The sequence below is a fragment of the Streptomyces sp. V4I2 genome (genome assembly GCF_030817655.1).
GTDB lineage: Bacteria > Actinomycetota > Actinomycetes > Streptomycetales > Streptomycetaceae > Streptomyces > Streptomyces plumbiresistens.
The window spans coordinates 6,721,314-6,736,914 of record NZ_JAUSZM010000003.1 but is presented as its reverse complement, the minus strand read 5'-3'; the positions used below and the strand labels follow the sequence as shown (position 1 = coordinate 6,736,914).

At 69.7% G+C, this 15,601-nt stretch carries 15 protein-coding genes; 4 read left to right on the top strand and 11 right to left on the bottom strand.

What is annotated here, in order from left to right; genetic code table 11:
* Positions 1 to 171: 171 nt before the first annotated feature.
* Complete coding sequence (locus QFZ76_RS31985; protein ID WP_307676948.1) at positions 172 to 1,182, top strand: sigma-70 family RNA polymerase sigma factor; 1,011 nt, start codon at positions 172 to 174, stop codon at positions 1,180 to 1,182.
* On the opposite strand, the gene QFZ76_RS31980 is transcribed toward QFZ76_RS31985, so the two are convergent.
* Complete coding sequence (locus tag QFZ76_RS31980; RefSeq protein WP_307676947.1) at positions 1,066 to 1,410, bottom strand: STAS domain-containing protein; 345 nt, start codon at positions 1,408 to 1,410, stop codon at positions 1,066 to 1,068. The two genes, QFZ76_RS31985 and QFZ76_RS31980, sit on opposite strands and share 117 nt — an antisense overlap.
* Before the next feature lie 185 nt (positions 1,411 to 1,595).
* Here QFZ76_RS31980 and QFZ76_RS31975 point away from each other — a divergent pair, with 185 nt between their 5' ends.
* Complete coding sequence (locus QFZ76_RS31975) at positions 1,596 to 2,519, top strand: AEC family transporter (RefSeq protein WP_307676946.1); 924 nt, start codon at positions 1,596 to 1,598, stop codon at positions 2,517 to 2,519.
* A gap of 3 nt (positions 2,520 to 2,522) precedes the next feature.
* Here QFZ76_RS31975 and QFZ76_RS31970 read toward each other — a convergent pair whose 3' ends face one another.
* The 9 genes from QFZ76_RS31970 to QFZ76_RS31930 all read right to left on the bottom strand — a co-directional run bounded on the left by QFZ76_RS31970 (position 2,523) and on the right by QFZ76_RS31930 (position 13,160).
* Positions 2,523 to 3,107: a Uma2 family endonuclease gene (locus QFZ76_RS31970; RefSeq protein ID WP_307676945.1), complete on the bottom strand. Its 585-nt coding sequence runs from the start codon at positions 3,105 to 3,107 to the stop codon at positions 2,523 to 2,525.
* A gap of 97 nt (positions 3,108 to 3,204) precedes the next feature.
* Positions 3,205 to 4,488 carry a thymidine phosphorylase gene (locus QFZ76_RS31965; protein ID WP_307680191.1) on the bottom strand — a complete coding sequence of 428 codons (1,284 nt, stop codon included), beginning with the start codon at positions 4,486 to 4,488 and terminating at the stop codon, positions 3,205 to 3,207.
* Positions 4,489 to 4,584: 96 nt separating this feature from the next.
* Complete coding sequence (locus QFZ76_RS31960) at positions 4,585 to 4,977, bottom strand: cytidine deaminase (protein WP_307676944.1); 393 nt, start codon at positions 4,975 to 4,977, stop codon at positions 4,585 to 4,587.
* Positions 4,974 to 6,239: an ABC transporter permease gene (locus tag QFZ76_RS31955; RefSeq protein WP_307676943.1), complete on the bottom strand. Its 1,266-nt coding sequence runs from the start codon at positions 6,237 to 6,239 to the stop codon at positions 4,974 to 4,976. Before QFZ76_RS31955 ends, QFZ76_RS31960 begins: the two co-directional genes overlap by 4 nt.
* Complete coding sequence (locus QFZ76_RS31950; protein ID WP_307676942.1) at positions 6,236 to 7,360, bottom strand: ABC transporter permease; 1,125 nt, start codon at positions 7,358 to 7,360, stop codon at positions 6,236 to 6,238. The genes QFZ76_RS31955 and QFZ76_RS31950 overlap by 4 nt, the downstream gene beginning before the upstream one ends.
* Positions 7,360 to 8,955, bottom strand: coding sequence for an ABC transporter ATP-binding protein (locus QFZ76_RS31945; protein ID WP_307676941.1), 1,596 nt, complete (start codon positions 8,953 to 8,955; stop codon positions 7,360 to 7,362). The genes QFZ76_RS31950 and QFZ76_RS31945 overlap by 1 nt, the downstream gene beginning before the upstream one ends.
* 209 nt (positions 8,956 to 9,164) lie before the next feature.
* The gene (locus QFZ76_RS31940) at positions 9,165 to 10,211 is read right to left on the bottom strand and encodes a BMP family protein (RefSeq protein WP_307676940.1); all 1,047 of its coding nucleotides are present in this window, start codon (positions 10,209 to 10,211) and stop codon (positions 9,165 to 9,167) included.
* 371 nt (positions 10,212 to 10,582) lie between these two features.
* The gene (locus QFZ76_RS31935; protein ID WP_307676939.1) at positions 10,583 to 11,635 is read right to left on the bottom strand and encodes a BMP family protein; all 1,053 of its coding nucleotides are present in this window, start codon (positions 11,633 to 11,635) and stop codon (positions 10,583 to 10,585) included.
* Between the two features lie 304 nt (positions 11,636 to 11,939).
* A complete protein-coding gene (locus QFZ76_RS31930; RefSeq protein ID WP_307676938.1) occupies positions 11,940 to 13,160 on the bottom strand; it encodes a M20 family metallopeptidase in 1,221 nt (406 codons plus the stop codon).
* A 333-nt stretch (positions 13,161 to 13,493) separates the two neighbouring features.
* Between QFZ76_RS31930 and QFZ76_RS31925 the strand changes: the two genes are divergently transcribed.
* Positions 13,494 to 13,769, top strand: coding sequence for a hypothetical protein (locus QFZ76_RS31925; RefSeq protein ID WP_307676937.1), 276 nt, complete (start codon positions 13,494 to 13,496; stop codon positions 13,767 to 13,769).
* Between the two features lie 90 nt (positions 13,770 to 13,859).
* Positions 13,860 to 14,522 (top strand): class I SAM-dependent methyltransferase, encoded by a 663-nt coding sequence (locus QFZ76_RS31920; protein ID WP_307676936.1) that lies wholly within the window; start codon positions 13,860 to 13,862, stop codon positions 14,520 to 14,522.
* A gap of 6 nt (positions 14,523 to 14,528) precedes the next feature.
* Here QFZ76_RS31920 and QFZ76_RS31915 read toward each other — a convergent pair whose 3' ends face one another.
* Positions 14,529 to 15,593 carry a hypothetical protein gene (locus QFZ76_RS31915; protein ID WP_307676935.1) on the bottom strand — a complete coding sequence of 355 codons (1,065 nt, stop codon included), beginning with the start codon at positions 15,591 to 15,593 and terminating at the stop codon, positions 14,529 to 14,531.
* Positions 15,594 to 15,601: the final 8 nt, after the last annotated feature.

Below are 15,601 nucleotides of genomic sequence, written 5' to 3'. Positions count from 1 at the left end.
TTTGCCCACCCACCACCCGTCTCGGTCGGTTGAGAGGTCAACCCAGGGGCGCGCACCCCCACCAACCTGCACCTTTCCCCACTCCCCAGGCCATTGTCAGTGCCGTGCGGTAGCTTCCGAAGTGCTGGGCGCAAAGGCGCGCGACAGGAACGCCACAGGGGTGGGTGGACGATGAGTGACACGGTGACGACGGATCTCGACGTCAGGCTGGAGAAACACCGGACCGAGCTGACGGGATACTGCTACCGCATGCTCGGCTCGTCCTTCGAGGCCGAGGACGCGGTGCAGGACACGATGGTCCGGGCCTGGCGGAGCTACGAGAAGTTCGAGGGCCGCTCCAGCCTCCGCTCCTGGCTCTACCGCATCGCGACGAACGTGTGCCTGGACATGCTGACGGCCGGCAACAAACGCGCCAGGCCGATGGACCTCACGGACTCCACCCCCCTCGCCCAGGCCGCCCTCTCCCCCCGCCCGGACAACACCTGGCTGGAGCCGATGCCGGACGCGCGCGTGCTGCCCACGACCGAAGACCCGGCGGAGGCGGCCGTGGCCAAGGAGTCCGTGCGGCTCGCGTTCATGGCCGCCCTCCAGCAGCTCCCGGCCAAGCAGCGCGCGGTGCTGATCCTGCGCGAGGTGCTGGCCTGGAAGGCGAGCGAGGTCGCCGAACTGCTCGACACCTCGGTCGCGTCGGTCAACAGCGCCCTGCAGCGCGCCCGGGCGACGCTCGCCGAGCGGGAGCAGCGCGGCGCCGACGCCGCCGTGTCCGACCCTCTGGACGACGACCAGCAGAAGCTGCTCGACCGCTATGTGGCGGCCTTCGAGGGCTACGACATGACCGCTCTGACGGCCCTGCTGCACGAGGACGCGGTCATGACGATGCCGCCGTTCGACCTGTGGCTGACCGGCCAGGCGGACATCACCGGCTTCATGACGACGCTCGGCGCCCCCTGCGCGGGTTCGCGTCTGGTGCCGGTCCAGGTCAACGGCCTGCCGGGGTTCGCCCAGTACAAGCCGGACCCGGAGAAGGGCGGTTTCGTTCCCTGGGCGGTGCAGGTCCTGGAGATCTCAGACGGGCGGATCAGCGGGTTCCACTGCTTCCTCGACACCCAGCGCTGGTTCCCGCTGTTCGGGCTGCCCCTCCGTCTCGAAGCGGAGACCGACCAGGTCGAGGAGGGCGTGTAGGGCCGGGGCGGGGTCCCGCAGCCGGATCCGGCCGCCGGCCCGCCGGGCGGTGAGCTCCAGCCGCGCCAGCAGGTCGACGGTGCCGAGCCCCGGCGGTCCGAGCCCTCCGACATCGCACACCACGGTCCTCGCGCCACTGGTCTCCAGCAGTGCCCGCACGTCGTCGCACAGCCCGGTCACCTCGTCCTTGGTGACGGGGCCGGTGAGCACGAGTACAGCGGGTGTCATGGCGTCCACGATCGGTAGACCGGCGGGGCGGGCGTAACTCATCGCGGCCGACGCGTCCCCCCTGCTGTCCGCCGACCGGGACCGGATTGACCCGCCGCCCTCCTTCCCCGGAGGGTTGCCTGTATGCGCCACATATCCGCACCGCCCTGGAGACCGCACGCCTTCCTCACCTCTGAGGAGGCCCCGTGCAGGGAGTGCTGACCGGCTTCGCGGTGATCGCCGTCGTGATCGCCGTCGGTTATGCGATCGGGCGGGGCGGCCACCTCGGCGAGCACGGCCGCGACGTCCTGACGAAGCTCGCGTTCCACGTGGCCTCACCGGCTCTGCTGTTCACCACGCTCGCCCGCACCGACCTGTCGCTGATCTTCTCCAGCCGCCTGATCGTGACCGCGCTGAGCACGGCGGCGGCAGCGGGCGTCTTCGTCGCGGTGGGTGTCGTACGCGGCTGGGGAGTGGGCCGTACGACGATCGGCGCGCTGTGCTCCGGTTACGTCAACTCGGGCAACCTCGGTATCCCGATCGCCGTGTACGTGCTGGGCGACGCCTCACTGGTGGCGCCGGTCCTGCTGTTCCAGCTCCTCCTGATCACGCCGGTCGCGCTGACGGTCCTGGACCTGTCGGGCAGGGACGGTGAGAAGGGCCCGCTGTGGCACCGGCTGCTCACACCGTTGCGCAATCCGATCGCGGTGGGGTCGCTGGCCGGAGTGGTGGTCTCGGCATCCGGTATCGACATCCCGTCCTTCGCCATGGACCCCGTGACGCTGATCGGCAACATGTCCGTCCCGGCGGTCCTGCTCGCCTTCGGCATCTCCCTGTGCGGCAGCGCGATGCCGGGCCGGGGCCCGGACCGCCCGCTCGTGCTGCTCTCGGTCGCGTTGAAGACGGTGGGCCAGCCGGTGGTGGCCTGGGCGCTGGCGGTCGGGGTGTTCGGACTGCGCGGGGCGCCCCTGCTCGACGTGGTCGTGACGTCGGCCCTCCCGGCGGCGCAGAACCTCTTCACGTACGCGTCGAGTTACGGGGTGGGCGAGCGGCTGGCGCGGGACTCGATCCTGGTGTCGACGGTGCTGTCGGTGCCGGTGTTGGTGGCGGTGGCGGCGTTGTTGGGGTGAGGGTCAGTCGACGGGAAACTCGCTGGTGTCGATCATCACGTCGAACGGCTCGGGCACCTTGATGGGATCACCGAACTTCACCGCGCTCAGGACCCGGTAGACATCGCCGTTCGGTTCTCCGTAGAGCGTCGTGGTCGGGCCTCCGGGCGCCCAGCGGTCGACGAGCAGATAGAGCGGAATGCCCGCGGAGGCGTAAGCGGCCGGCTTGCTCACGCGGTCGTGGCGTGCGTTCTTCCTGGAGGTGACCTCCACGACGAGTTCCGCGAGAGCGGCCGGCATGTAGGTGTCCGTCTCGGCGCACTCTTGAACCGGGGCGACCAGGATGTCCGGAATGAACATGCCCAGCCTCGATGGAACGGCAATGGCCTGTGTCTGGAAGATCTCCCAGTCCTCAGGGACCACGGAGTACAGGCGACGTTGAATGCGGGCCGCGATCACGTTGTGGCGGGAAGCGGGAGCAGGTGACACGGTGATGATCGCCTCGATGATCTCCACCTTGCTGCCCTCGGGCCACTCCATCTCCTCCCAGAACCGGACAAGGTCGTCCCAGCTCTGCTCGGGGTCGTGGCTGACGGTGAGTGCGCTCATGGCGGTCTCCTAATTCGGTGCGTCACCGATCCCAGCATGCCGAACGGGACCGGCGGCGGTCCACCGGTCCCGTTCACCCGAACGAGGAAAGTCGAGGTCAGGCGATACGTTCCAGCACGACGGGCGACGCCGGGAACTCCGTCCCCGTCGCCCCGATGTCGTACGCCACCTCCACCGCCTGCAACGCGTACTCGAAGCGCTCGGGCGTGTCCGTGTGCAGGGTCAGCAGGGGCTGGCCCTCGGTGACCGTGTCGCCGGGCTTGGCGTGCATCTCCACGCCCGCGCCCGCCTGCACCGGGTCCTCCTTGCGGGCGCGTCCGGCTCCCAGGCGCCAGGCGGCGACGCCGATGCCGTAGGCGTCGAGGCGGGTCAGGACGCCCGAGGCCGGGGCCTTGATGACGTGCTGCTCGCGTGCCACCGGGAGTTCGGCGTCCGGGTCGCCTCCCTGGGCGGCGATCATGCGGCGCCAGACGTCCATCGCGGAGCCGTCTGCAAGGGCCTTCGCCGGGTCGGCGTCCTTCACCCCGGCCGCGTCCAGCATTTCGCGGGCCAGCGCCAGCGTCAGTTCCACCACGTCCGACGGGCCGCCGCCCGCCAGGACCTCCACCGACTCGCGGACCTCCAGCGCGTTGCCCGCCGTCAGGCCGAGGGGCGTCGACATGTCCGTGAGGAGCGCGACCGTCTTCACGCCGTGGTCGGTACCCAGGCCCACCATGGTGGAGGCCAGCTCGCGGGCGTCCTGAAGGGTCTTCATGAAGGCGCCCGTGCCGACCTTCACGTCCAGGACCAGGGAGCCGGTGCCCTCGGCGATCTTCTTCGACATGATCGAGGAGGCGATCAGCGGGATCGCCTCGACCGTGCCGGTCACGTCCCGCAGGGCGTAGAGCTTCTTGTCCGCCGGGGCCAGGCCGTCGCCCGCCGCGCAGATCACCGCGCCCGTCCCTTCGAGGACGGACAGCATCTCCTCGTTGGAGAGCAGCGCCCGCCAGCCCGGGATCGACTCCAGCTTGTCCAGGGTGCCGCCGGTGTGGCCGAGGCCGCGGCCCGACAGCTGGGGGACGGCCGCGCCGCAGGCGGCGACCAGGGGGGCCAGGGGCAGCGTGATCTTGTCGCCGACGCCGCCCGTGGAGTGCTTGTCCGCGGTCGGGCGGGACAGGGCCGAGAAGTCCATGCGCTCGCCGGAGGCGATCATCGCGGCCGTCCAGCGGGCGATCTCCCGGCGGTTCATGCCGTTGAGCAGGATGGCCATCGCGAGCGCGGACATCTGCTCGTCGGCGACCTCCCCGCGGGTGTACGCGTCGATGACCCAGTCGATCTGCTGGTCGCTGAGCTCACCACGGTCCCGCTTGGTGCGGATGACGGAGATGACATCCATCGACAACAACGCCATGGCTTGGCCTTCCTTCCGAAAAGCATTCAGAAACTGCGCGGCCCCCCGAGCGGCCCAAGCGGGCAACTCGGAGGGACCGCACGGGAGTTACGCGGTGAGATGGCCCGGCCCGAAGGCCTGCGGCAGCATCTCGGACAGCGGCAGGATGCCCGCCGGGGTCTCCAGGAGCAGGCCGGGGCCGCCGAACTCGTACAGCAGCTGACGGCAGCGGCCGCACGGGACGAGGATCTCGCCGTGGCCGTCCACGCAGGTGAAGTGCGTGAGCCGACCGCCCCCCGTGTTCTGCAGCTCCGACACCAGTCCACACTCGGCGCACAGGCCGAGGCCGTAGGAGGCGTTCTCGACGTTGCAGCCGGAGACCGTACGCCCGTCGTCGACCAGGGCGGCCACGCCGACCGGGTAGCCGGAGTACGGGGCGTACGCCCGCGACATGGCGTCCCGGGCCACCGCACGCAGCTGCTCCCAGTCGACGTCGGTCATTTGCCCTGTCCCTTCCGGTACGGCATGCCGTCCGCCTTCGGCATCCTGAGGCGCTGGGCCGACAGGGCGAGGACGATGAGCGTGATGACGTACGGCGTGGCGGAGACGACCTGGTTCGGGACCTCGTTGGTGCCCAGGTACCAGGCGAGCACCAGGCCGCCGATGAGCAGGGTGATGACGGACGAGGTGTACTTCTTCCGGAACGCCAGCCAGATGGAGCCGATGATCAGCAGCAGGGCGCCGAGCAGCAGCAGCGCGTGGACGTTCTCGGAGCCGCCGCGCAGGTTGAGGCTGTCGGTGTAGCCGAACAGGCCCGCGCCGATGGCGAGTCCGCCCGGCATCCAGTTGCCGAAGATCATCGCGGCGAGACCGATGTAGCCGCGACCGCTGACCTGGCCCTCCAGGTAGAAGGGGTTGGCCACGATGGACAGGAAGGCACCGCCGAGGCCGGCCAGGCCGCCGGAGATGATCACGGCGATGTACTTGTACTTGTAGACGTTCACGCCGAGGGACTCGGCCGCGACCGGGTTCTCGCCGCAGGACCGCAGCCGCAGACCGAACGCGGTGCGCCACAGCACCCACCAGGTGCCGGGGATCAGCGCGACGGCCAGCAGGGTCAGCCAGGAGACGTTGGTGATCAGGCCGCCGAGCAGGCCGGCGACGTCGGAGACGAAGAACCAGCCCTTCTCGTTGAGGTCCCGGAGTCCGTCGGAGAGCCCGGGCACCGTGAAGTTGCCGAGGGAGTCCACCGGCGGGGACTGCTTGGCCGAGCCGCCCGTGTGGCCCTCGAAGGCGAGCGGGGCGAGGTAGCGGGTGGCGCCGAGGGCGAGGATGTTGATGGCCACACCGGAGACGATGTGGTTGACGTTGAAGGAGACGGTCACGATCGCGTGCAGCAGACCGCCGATCGCGCCGCCGAGGATGCCGACCAGGACGCCCGTCCACGGGCCCCACTGGAAGCCGGCCCAGGCACCGAACCAGGTGCCGAGGATCATCATGCCCTCGAGGCCGATGTTGACGACGCCCGCGCGCTCGGCCCACAGACCGCCGAGACCGGCGAGGCCGATCGGGACGGCGAGCTGGAGCGCGGTGGACATCTGGCTGACGTTGGTGATGCCGTCGGCGCCGGTGATGATGCGCACGATCGAGGTCAGCGCCAGGGCGCCGGCGATGACCAGCAGCAGCACCTGCACCGACATCCGGCGCCCGGTCGGCGCCGCGGGCTGGAGCTTGGGCTGGTTGAGGTCGGTCACGGTGGTCATCGGCCGGCCACCTCCTTCTTGACGTTGTCGGTGGCGCCGAGGACGTGTCCGGCGGCCAGCTCTGCGCCGACCCGGCGCTGCTGGCGGCGCAGACCCCACTCGCGGACGGCCTCGTACGAGACGACGACGGAGAGCACGATCAGGCCCTGCATGATGACCGCGATCTCCTTGTCGTAGTCGTGGAAGTCGAGCTCGGGCGAGGCCTTGTCGAGCCAGGCCCACAGCAGGGCGGCGAAGGCGATACCGGTGGGGTTGTTACGGCCGAGCAGGGCGATGCCGATGCCGAGGAAGCCGATGCCGGTGGGGAAGTTGAGGTTGTAGGTGTGCGAGTCCCCGAGCAGGATCGGCAGGCCCGCGAGACCGGCGAGACCGCCGGAGATCAGCATCGCGGTGAGCACCATGCGCTTGGGGTCGACACCGCTGGCCGCCGCGGCGGACTCGGAGGCGCCGGAGGCGCGCAGGTCGAAGCCGAAGCGGGTGCGGTTGAGGACGATCCAGTAGCCGATGCCGAGCAGCGCGGCGAGGACCACCAGGCCGTAGATCTCGCCGGCCGCGCCCATGTCGATGCCGGGCACCCAGCCGGACTCGTGCATCTCGCCGGTGGTGTTGTTGTTGCCGACCTTGACGCCGAAGGCGTTCGGAAGCCACAGGTAGGCGATCACGGAGACCGCGATCGCGTTGAGCATGATCGTCGCGACGACCTCGCTGACCCCGCGGGTGACCTTGAGGACACCGGCGATGCCGGACCAGAAGGCGCCGGTGCAGACGGCGGTCAGCAGGAGCAGCGGGATCTGCAGGACCGCCGGCAGGTTCGCGTGGGCGCCGACGATCGCGGCCATCATGGCGGCGAGCTGGTACTGGCCGTCGACGCCGATGTTGAACAGGTTCATCCGGAAGCCGATGGCCACCGCGAGCGCCGCGATGTAGTACATCGACGCCTGGTTGATGATGCGGACCTGGACATCGGAGAACGAGGCCTGCTCGAACATGATCGAGAAGGGCTCGACCGGGTTCTTGCCGGAGGCGACCAGCACGATCGCGCTCAGCACGAAGGCCACGGCGAGCGCGATGACCGGTCCGGCCACCGCGAGGAGCACGCGCTCCTTGTCGAACTTCTTCATCAGCGGGCCTCGTCTTCCGGAGACTCGGGAGACTTGCCAAGGTCGGGAGTCTCGGGGGTCTCGGGGGTGTCTGCCGGGGTCTCTTGGTGTTCGAGGTGACCGGTGGCGGCACCGGTCATGGCCGAGCCGAGTTCCTCCGGGGTGATGGTGGCCGGGTCGGCGTCGGCGACCAGTTTGCCGTTGTAGATCACGCGCAGGGTGTCGGACAGGCCGATCAGCTCGTCGAGGTCGGCGGAGATCAGCAGCACGGCCAGGCCCTCGCGGCGGGCCTCACGGATGTGGTCCCAGATCGCGGCCTGCGCGCCGACGTCCACACCCCGGGTGGGGTGGGCGGCGATGAGGAAGCGCGGTTTGCTGCTCATCTCGCGGCCGACGATCAGCTTCTGCTGGTTGCCGCCGGACAGGGAGGCGGCGGTGACGTCGATGCCGGGGGTGCGCACGTCGTAGTCCGCGACGATCCGGCGGGTGTCCGCCTGGGCGCCCTTCGGGTCCAGCCAGACGCCCTTGGCGTTGGGTTTCTCGGTGACATGGCCGAGGATGCGGTTCTCCCAGAGGGGGGCCTCCAGGAGCAGGCCGTGGCGGTGGCGGTCCTCGGGGATGTAGCCGATGCCCTGCTCGCGGCGCCTGCGGGTGGGCCAGGCGGTGATCTCCTCGTCGATCAGCGCGATCGTGCCGGAGTCGGCGCCCTTGAGGCCGATGAGCGCGTCGACCAGCTCGGTCTGGCCGTTGCCCTCCACGCCGGCGATGCCCAGGATCTCGCCCGCGTGGATGGTGAAGCTGATGTCGTCGAGAAGGGCCTTGCCGCCGAACGCCTCGAGGCGGAGCTTGTCGACGGTGATGACCGGGCGGTCGGTGACCGTGGACTCGGCGGTCTCCGGGGTGGGCAGCTCGCTGCCGACCATCATCTCGGCGAGCTGGCGCGGGCTGGTCTCGGCGGGGACCGCGGTGCCGACGGTCGTACCGCGGCGGATGACGGTGATCTCGTCGGCGACGGAGAGGACCTCGCCCAGCTTGTGGGAGATGAAGATGACCGACAGGCCCTCGGACCTGAGCTCGCGGAGGTTGTCGAAGAGCGCGTCCACCTCCTGCGGCACGAGGACGGCCGTCGGCTCGTCCAGGATCAGGATGCGGGCGCCGCGGTAGAGGACCTTGAGGATCTCCACGCGCTGGCGGGCGGCGACGCCGAGTTCCTCGACCAGGACGTCGGGGCGCACGCCGAGGCCGTAGCGCTCGGAGAGCTCCTTGATCTTGCGGCGGGCCTTGCCGCCGATGCCGTACAGCTTCTCGCTGCCCAGCACCACGTTCTCGAGCACCGTGAGGTTGTCGGCGAGCATGAAGTGCTGGTGCACCATGCCGATGCCGCGGACGATGGCGTCGGCCGGCGACGAGAAGGCGACCTGTGCGCCGTCGATCGCGATGGTGCCCTCGTCCGGCTTCTGCATGCCGTAGAGGATCTTCATCAGCGTCGACTTGCCGGCGCCGTTCTCACCGACGAGGGCATGGACGGTGCCCTTGCGGACGGTGAGATGGATGTCGTGGTTGGCCACGACGCCCGGGAATCGCTTTGTGATCCCGGCGAGTTCGACGGCGGTCACCTGACCGTTGACCGCCGCGTCGGCCGGAGGGCTGCTGGACGCGTTGATGGCGCACTCTCCTGGGAAAGGGGGTCGTCTACGCGCGTAGCGCCCCTACGGCATCGAAAGGGGCCCGACGTCCGTGACAACGGGGTACGGGGAGACAGCCTCCCCGTACCCCGTTGAGCGGACGTAACCCCGCGGTTACACGCTGCTCAGGGTGTTGCTCTTCAGCTGCTCTTGACCTTGATCTCGCCGCTGATGATCTTCTCCTTGGCCGTCTTGATGGCGTCCTGCAGCTCGGTGTTGTCCGCGAACTTCGGGTTGGAGTTCGACAGGCCCACCTCGCCGGTCTTCAGATCGCCCCTGACGATACCGGTCTCGGGCTTGCCGTCCTCGACCGACTTCGCCAGGTTGTACACCGCCTTGGCGACGTCCTTCATCGCCGAGGTGAGGATGGAGTCCTTGTACTTCGTGAGGGCTTCCTGCCGGTACTGGTCCGAGTCGACGCCGATCGCCCAGATCTTGTTGGCGGCGGCGGCCTCGATCACGCCCTGGCCGGAGAGACCGGCGGCCGCGTAGACGACGTCCGCCTTCTTCTCGATCTGGCCCTCGGCGGCCGTCTTGCCCTTGTCGGGGCTGGAGAAGCCGCCCTCCTCCGCGGTCTGCGTCAGGTACTGCGAGATGACCTTGACCTTGGAGTCGGTGTCCTTGACGCCCTGCGCGAAGCCCGCCTGGAACTTGTGGATCAGCGGGATGTCCACGCCGCCCACGAAGCCGACCACGTCCGTCTTGGTGCTCTTGGCCGCGGCGACGCCGGCGAGGTAGGAGGCCTCCTCCTCGGAGAAGACCAGGTCCGCCACGTTGCCCGCCTCGACGGTGGAGTCGTCCACGATGCCGAAGGTGGTGTCCGGGAACTTGGCCGCGGCCTCCTTGACGGCCGGCGCGTACGCGTAGCCGATGCCGATGACCGGGTCGTAGCCCTGCTTGGCGAGCGACTCCAGACGCTGCTGCTTGTCGGTGTCGGTCTCGCCCTCGGTGGGCTCCAGGTCGGCCGTCTGGTAGCCGAACTCCTTCTTCGCCTCTTCCAGGCCCGCGTACGCCGCGTCGTTGAAGGACTGGTCGCCCTTGCCGCCGACGTCGTACGCGATGGCCAGACCCTTGTCGCCCTTCGAGTCCGACGAACTGTCGGTCGAGGTCCCGCCGCAGGCGGAGAGCGCGAGGGCCAGAGAGGCGGTCGCTGCGCCTGCGACCGTGATCCGGGAAATCCGGCGCATGTGTGGTGCTCCTGTCGTATAGCGGATCCGGGGAAGTGCGGCTGCGTTCCTGCGTCGTTCGCGGCGGGAGTGCGTGCCGGGCGGCGCTGGGGCGTGCTCGCGCTTCCCTGGGGTCACCAAGCGCCGGACGGTTCGGCTTCCATGCTTGGCTTCGCCGCAGATTAACGCGCGTAGACCAGCGTGAAAACCCCTTCTGTCCACCTTGTTATCCGCCCGTGCCCCAACGCAACTCGCCCTTGACCCAAGGATTGCCGACCGCAAAGGGAACGTGGCGGTGGGTGACCCCGGCCGGACACGCCGAAGCGGGCGGGGACTCAGAAGTCCACGCCCGCTTCGTACCGATCCGACCTGGTTGGTCCGTTCGGACGGAACTACTCGGTCTTGACCTTGATGGTGCCGTCGATGATCTCTTCCTTGGCCTTGGCCACCGCGTCGGACAGACCCGCGATCTTCGCGAACTCCGGGTTGCTCTCGGCCAGGCCGACGCCGTTCACCTTCAGGTCGAAGGTCTGGACGCCGGTCAGCGGCTTGCCGTCCTCGACCGACTTGGCCAGGGAGTACACCGCGCCGCCGACGTCCTTCAGGGCGGAGGTCAGGATGTAGTTCTTGTACGACGCCAGGGCAGCCTGGTTGTACTGGTCGGAGTCGACGCCGATCGCCCAGACCTTCGCCTTGGCGGCGGCCTCGATCACACCCTGACCGGACAGACCGGCCGCCTGGTAGAGGACGTCGGCCTTCTTCTCGATCTGGCCCTCGGCGGCGGCCTTGCCCTTGTCGGGACTGGAGAAGCCGCCCTCCTCCGCGGTCTGCGTCAGGTACTGCGAGACCACCTTGACCTTGGGGTTGGTGTCCGCGACGCCCTGCTTGTAGCCGGCCTCGAACTTGTGGATCAGCGGGATGTCCACGCCGCCCACGAAGCCGACGGTGTTGCTCTTGGTGGCCTTGGCCGCGGCGACACCGGCGAGGTAGGAGGCCTGCTCCTCGGCGAAGACGAGGGAGGCGACGTTGTCGGCCTCGACGACGGAGTCGACGATGCCGAAGGTGGTCTTCGGGTACTTCGCGGCCGCCGCCTCCATCGCCGGACCGTAGACGAAGCCGATGCCGATGACCGGGTTGTAGCCCTGCTTGGCGAGCGACTCGAGACGCTGCTGCTTGTCCGCGTCGGTCTCGCCCTCCGTGGGCTCCACGTCGGCCGTCTTGTAGCCGAATTCCTTCTTGGCCTTCTCCAGGCCCGAGTAGGCGGCGTCGTTGAAGGACTGGTCGCCCTTGCCGCCGATGTCGTACGCGATGGCGAGGCCGAGCTTTTCCTTCGTCTCGCTGTCGCTGCCGCCGTTGTCGGTGCTGGTACCGCCACAGGCGGTTGCGGCGAGCGCGAGCGACGCGACCCCCACCGCGACACGGGTCAGTTTGGATATCCGACGCATCTCGAAGTTCCCCATTCTCCAAAGCCCCGCAGTGGGTGCTGAGTTCGGCGCAGAGTAACGCGCGTAGACACTCCTGGGAACGGGGTTCCGTGTGGCCGTTATCCATTCGTGCCGATGGCCGGTTACGTCCCTGTGAACCACCGGATCGAATGGGATGCCTCAGGACACAGCACCCACAATTTCCGTGACTCTCCGTGCCTCCGGGGTGCCTCCAGCGTGATGGCGCAGCTGTTTGAACGCCACGCGCTCAGAGTCCCCCCGCCCCGCCCCGGCCGCAACCGGAACGGGGGTTTCGGGGGTATGGCTACAGGCCCGCGTCCATGAGCGCGGCGGCCGTGAACAGCTCCACGCCGACCGTGATCGCCGACTCGTCGGCGTCGAAGTCGCCCTGGTGGAGGTCACGCACCGTGCGCTCGCCCGGGGTGCGGACGCCGAGGCGGGCCATGGCGCCGGGGATGTGCTGGAGGTACCAGGAGAAGTCCTCGCCGCCGAGGCTCTGCTCGGTGCTCTCCACGGAGTCGATGCCCCGGCGGGCGATCATCGCGTCCCGGACCAGCTCGGTGACGTCCGGGTCGTTGACGACCGGCGGGACCCCGCGCACGTAGTTGATCTCCGACTTGGCGCGGTGCAGATTGGCGACCTCGTCGATCGCGGCGACCACGATGTCGGGGGCCTGCCGCCATGCGTCGATGTCCAGGCACCGGACGGTCCCGGAGAGCTCGGCGTGCTGCGGGATCACGTTCGGTGCGTGGCCCGACTCGATGCGGCCCCAGGTCACGGCGAGCCCGGCGCGGGTGTCGACGCGGCGGGCGACGAGCGCGGGCACGTCGGTGACGACGCGGGCGACGGCCGTCACGAGGTCGGTCGTGAGGTGGGGCCGTGCGGTGTGGCCGCCGGGCCCGTCGAGGGAGATCTCCAGCCGGTCGCAGGCGGAGGTGATGGCGCCCTGCCGCAGCCCGATCCGCCCGGCGTCGACGCGAGGGTCGCAGTGCACGGCGATCATCCGCCCGACCCCTTCGAGCACCCCGCAGTCGATGGCGTCGGCGGCGCCGCCGGGCAGGACCTCCTCCGCGGGCTGGAAGAGCAGCCGTACCGGTCTGGGCAGCCGCCCCTGCCGGTGCAGGTCGGCGAGGACCAGCCCGGCGCCCAGCACCACGGTGGTGTGCACGTCGTGACCGCAGGCGTGCGCGCGGTCGGGCACGGTGGAGCGGTACGAGCACTCGGTCTTCATGTCCGGGATGGGCAGGCCGTCGATGTCGGCGCGCAGGGCGAGCATGGGCCGGCCGCCGTCCCACTCGCCGATGTCACAGACGAGTCCGGTGCCGACGGCGAGCACGCGCGGCTTCAGGCCGGCCTGCTCGAGCCGCTCCTTGATCGCCGCGGTGGTGCGGAACTCCTGGTTGCCGAGCTCGGGGTGCATGTGCAGGTCGCGACGGAAGGCAACGAGCTCGGCACGGAGCGCCTCGGGCAGCGCACCGGGAAGCAGCGCTTCCCCGGCAAGATCGGCCTCGGGCTCAAGTGACATCAATGGCTTCACCCTCTGAAGGGTAGGACGCCCGACCGGTCAGCTGACCACGATCAACAAAAGATCAGCCCCATAGGGGAAGAAAATCTGACCGCCGAACGCATATGTACCGTTCGGGGTGGGTACACTCGGCCGACTTTGCGGCCGGGTGGCTGCCGTAGGCACCCACCCCTTCCTCCACGGATACCACGCCGGGCGGAGAAGAGGCCGATCTGTTCATCTGTCGGGACCGCGCCGGCACGGAAGCGGGCCGGGATCCCGAAAGCATCACCACCGGGCGACGGTTGCGCGACACTGCGTGCAGGCGACGCCCCGCGCGGGCAGCCTGTCTCCATGACGACCACCCTGGCGACGGCTCCCTGGCAGGCCTGCGGCTGCGGCGAGGACCAGATTCCCGGGCTGCTGGCGAAGCTCGGGCTGTTCGGAACGGTGGGCCTGGCCCTGACCGTGCTCGTCCTGATGATCCTGGCGGGCTGGCTGCTGTCGACGACGGTGTGGCTGCTGCGCCGAAGGAGCGAACGGGCGCGGGACGCGGCCGCTGACCCCACGCCCGTCAAGCCCCCGCCCGGGCCGCTGAGCGGCTTCACCTGGACCGCCGAGGAACCCTGACACGGCGTACCGCCCCGCCCCGGAAACTTCGCGTGCAGCCCCGGTGAACTGCCCGGCACCGGGGCCGGACGGCGGCTAGGGTGCGGCAGCGTGAGCGCACAGGATCAGGGATTCATAGAGGCCACCCGCACCTCGTACGACAAGATCGCCGACGCCTTCGGCGAGCGCTTCCCCGGGGACGGGCTCGACGACAGACCGGTGGACCGCGCCCAGGTCACCGCCTTCGCGGAGCTGGTGCGCGGCAACGGGTCGGCCCCCGTCGCCGACCTCGGCTGCGGCACCGGGTACGTCACCGCCCGGCTGCACGCCATGGGGCTGCCGGTCTTCGGGGTCGACGTCTCACCCCGGATGGTGGAGCTGGCCCGCCGGGCCCATCCCGGTCTGCGTTTCCATGTGGGTTCTCTCACGTCCCTGGACCTGCCGGACGGGACGCTGGGCGGGATCGTCGCCCTGTACTCGATCATCCACGTGCCCGACGAGCACCTGGCGACGGCGTTCGCCGAGTTCCACCGGGTCCTGGTGCCCGGCGGGCACGTGCTGCTCCTCTTCCAGTCCGGGGACGAGGACGGGGCGATGCATCTGGCGGAGCGCTTCGGCCAGGACATCTCGCTCGACTACTACTGGCGTACGCCGCAGACGGTGGCCGACCACCTCACCAAGGCGGGCCTGCACGTCCGGGCCCGGCTGCTGCGTGAGCCGTACGAGGACGAGCAGCGGCCGCGGGCCTTCGTGCTGGCGAGGAAGCCGGCGTAAGAACTGTCACACCGCGGTGACCGTCGACAGCCGGGTCACGTCCCGCGCCGAGCCCGTCACGCCGGACAGGAAGCCCTGCGCGCGCGGTGAGGCGTTCCGGGTGAGCCATTCGGGGTCGATGTCGCAGACCGAGACGCGTACGCCCGTGCCGACGAGGGCGAGCGGGAGGGTGTGGACGACGGTCGAGGGGAAGCTGAGGATCGTACGGCCGACCGGGCCGCGGCGGGCGATCAGTTCCAGGGGCAGCTCGGGGCGGACGATCTCCAGGCCCGTCTCCACGGCGAGGCGGTGGAGTTTCTCCGTGGCTTCCCTGCGGTGGGCGAAGTAGCGGGTCGCGCCGTGCGTCTTGGCCAGGGAGCGGACGGCCTCCAGATAGCGGTCGCCGTCGACGACGCCCGTCTCCACCAGCGAGGTGCCGACCATGTCGGCGCCCTTGGTGATGCGGGGCGGGCCGAAGCGGGAGCGGGTCCAGGCGAAGGCGTTCGCGGTTACCGTGACGCCGGGTGGGGTCTCCTCCATCGGCATGGAGGAGAAGATCTCCACCGTCCGGTTCTCGTGCGGTGTCAGCCGGCGCCGGGCGACGGACGACACCGGCGCGAAGACCAGGTCCCGGGGTCCGGGGCGGCCGCCCTTGCGGTGCCAGCGGACCAGGCGCTCGCCGCGGGCCAGCTGAGCGACGAACTCCATGGTCGCCGTGCCGTCGTCGACGACGACGAGGTCGCGGGCCCGGGTGATCGTCAGCAGCAGCTGGACGTAGCGCGAGAAGGGGTCGCCCAGGACCACCCGGTCCGCCTTGCGGAGCATGCCGGTCAGGCCGCCGATGGTCTGGAACGGGGCCATGGCACCGCCCCGGGCCTCCTCCCAGCGGACCTGGTGGCCCTCCTCGCGGGCGAGCTCGGACATGCGGCGCAGCTGGCCGCGGGTCATGGGGTCGAGAGGGGACAGCACGACGAGGGTGAACCCCGCGCCGGGCGCACGCTCGTGCGCCCACTCCAGCACGTTCAGCAGCTGTACCGGACTCTCCACGAAGGCGAGAGTGCGGGGGCCGGCGGACCCGGCGCGGCGGCTCATCTACGTAC

What these genes read in the sequence shown, in the direction of transcription:
- QFZ76_RS31985 (WP_307676948.1), top strand. Translation starts at nt 172, where the DNA reads ATGAGTGACACGGTGACGACGGATCTCGACGTCAGGCTGGAGAAACAC.
- QFZ76_RS31980 (WP_307676947.1), bottom strand. Translation starts at nt 1,410, where the DNA reads ATGACACCCGCTGTACTCGTGCTCACCGGCCCCGTCACCAAGGACGAG.
- QFZ76_RS31970 (WP_307676945.1), bottom strand. Translation starts at nt 3,107, where the DNA reads ATGAGCGCACTCACCGTCAGCCACGACCCCGAGCAGAGCTGGGACGAC.
- QFZ76_RS31960 (WP_307676944.1), bottom strand. Translation starts at nt 4,977, where the DNA reads ATGACCGACGTCGACTGGGAGCAGCTGCGTGCGGTGGCCCGGGACGCC.
- QFZ76_RS31955 (WP_307676943.1), bottom strand. Translation starts at nt 6,239, where the DNA reads ATGACCACCGTGACCGACCTCAACCAGCCCAAGCTCCAGCCCGCGGCG.
- QFZ76_RS31950 (WP_307676942.1), bottom strand. Translation starts at nt 7,360, where the DNA reads ATGAAGAAGTTCGACAAGGAGCGCGTGCTCCTCGCGGTGGCCGGACCG.
- QFZ76_RS31940 (WP_307676940.1), bottom strand. Translation starts at nt 10,211, where the DNA reads ATGCGCCGGATTTCCCGGATCACGGTCGCAGGCGCAGCGACCGCCTCT.
- QFZ76_RS31935 (WP_307676939.1), bottom strand. Translation starts at nt 11,635, where the DNA reads ATGCGTCGGATATCCAAACTGACCCGTGTCGCGGTGGGGGTCGCGTCG.
- QFZ76_RS31930 (WP_307676938.1), bottom strand. Translation starts at nt 13,160, where the DNA reads ATGTCACTTGAGCCCGAGGCCGATCTTGCCGGGGAAGCGCTGCTTCCC.
- QFZ76_RS31925 (WP_307676937.1), top strand. Translation starts at nt 13,494, where the DNA reads ATGACGACCACCCTGGCGACGGCTCCCTGGCAGGCCTGCGGCTGCGGC.
- QFZ76_RS31915 (WP_307676935.1), bottom strand. Translation starts at nt 15,593, where the DNA reads ATGAGCCGCCGCGCCGGGTCCGCCGGCCCCCGCACTCTCGCCTTCGTG.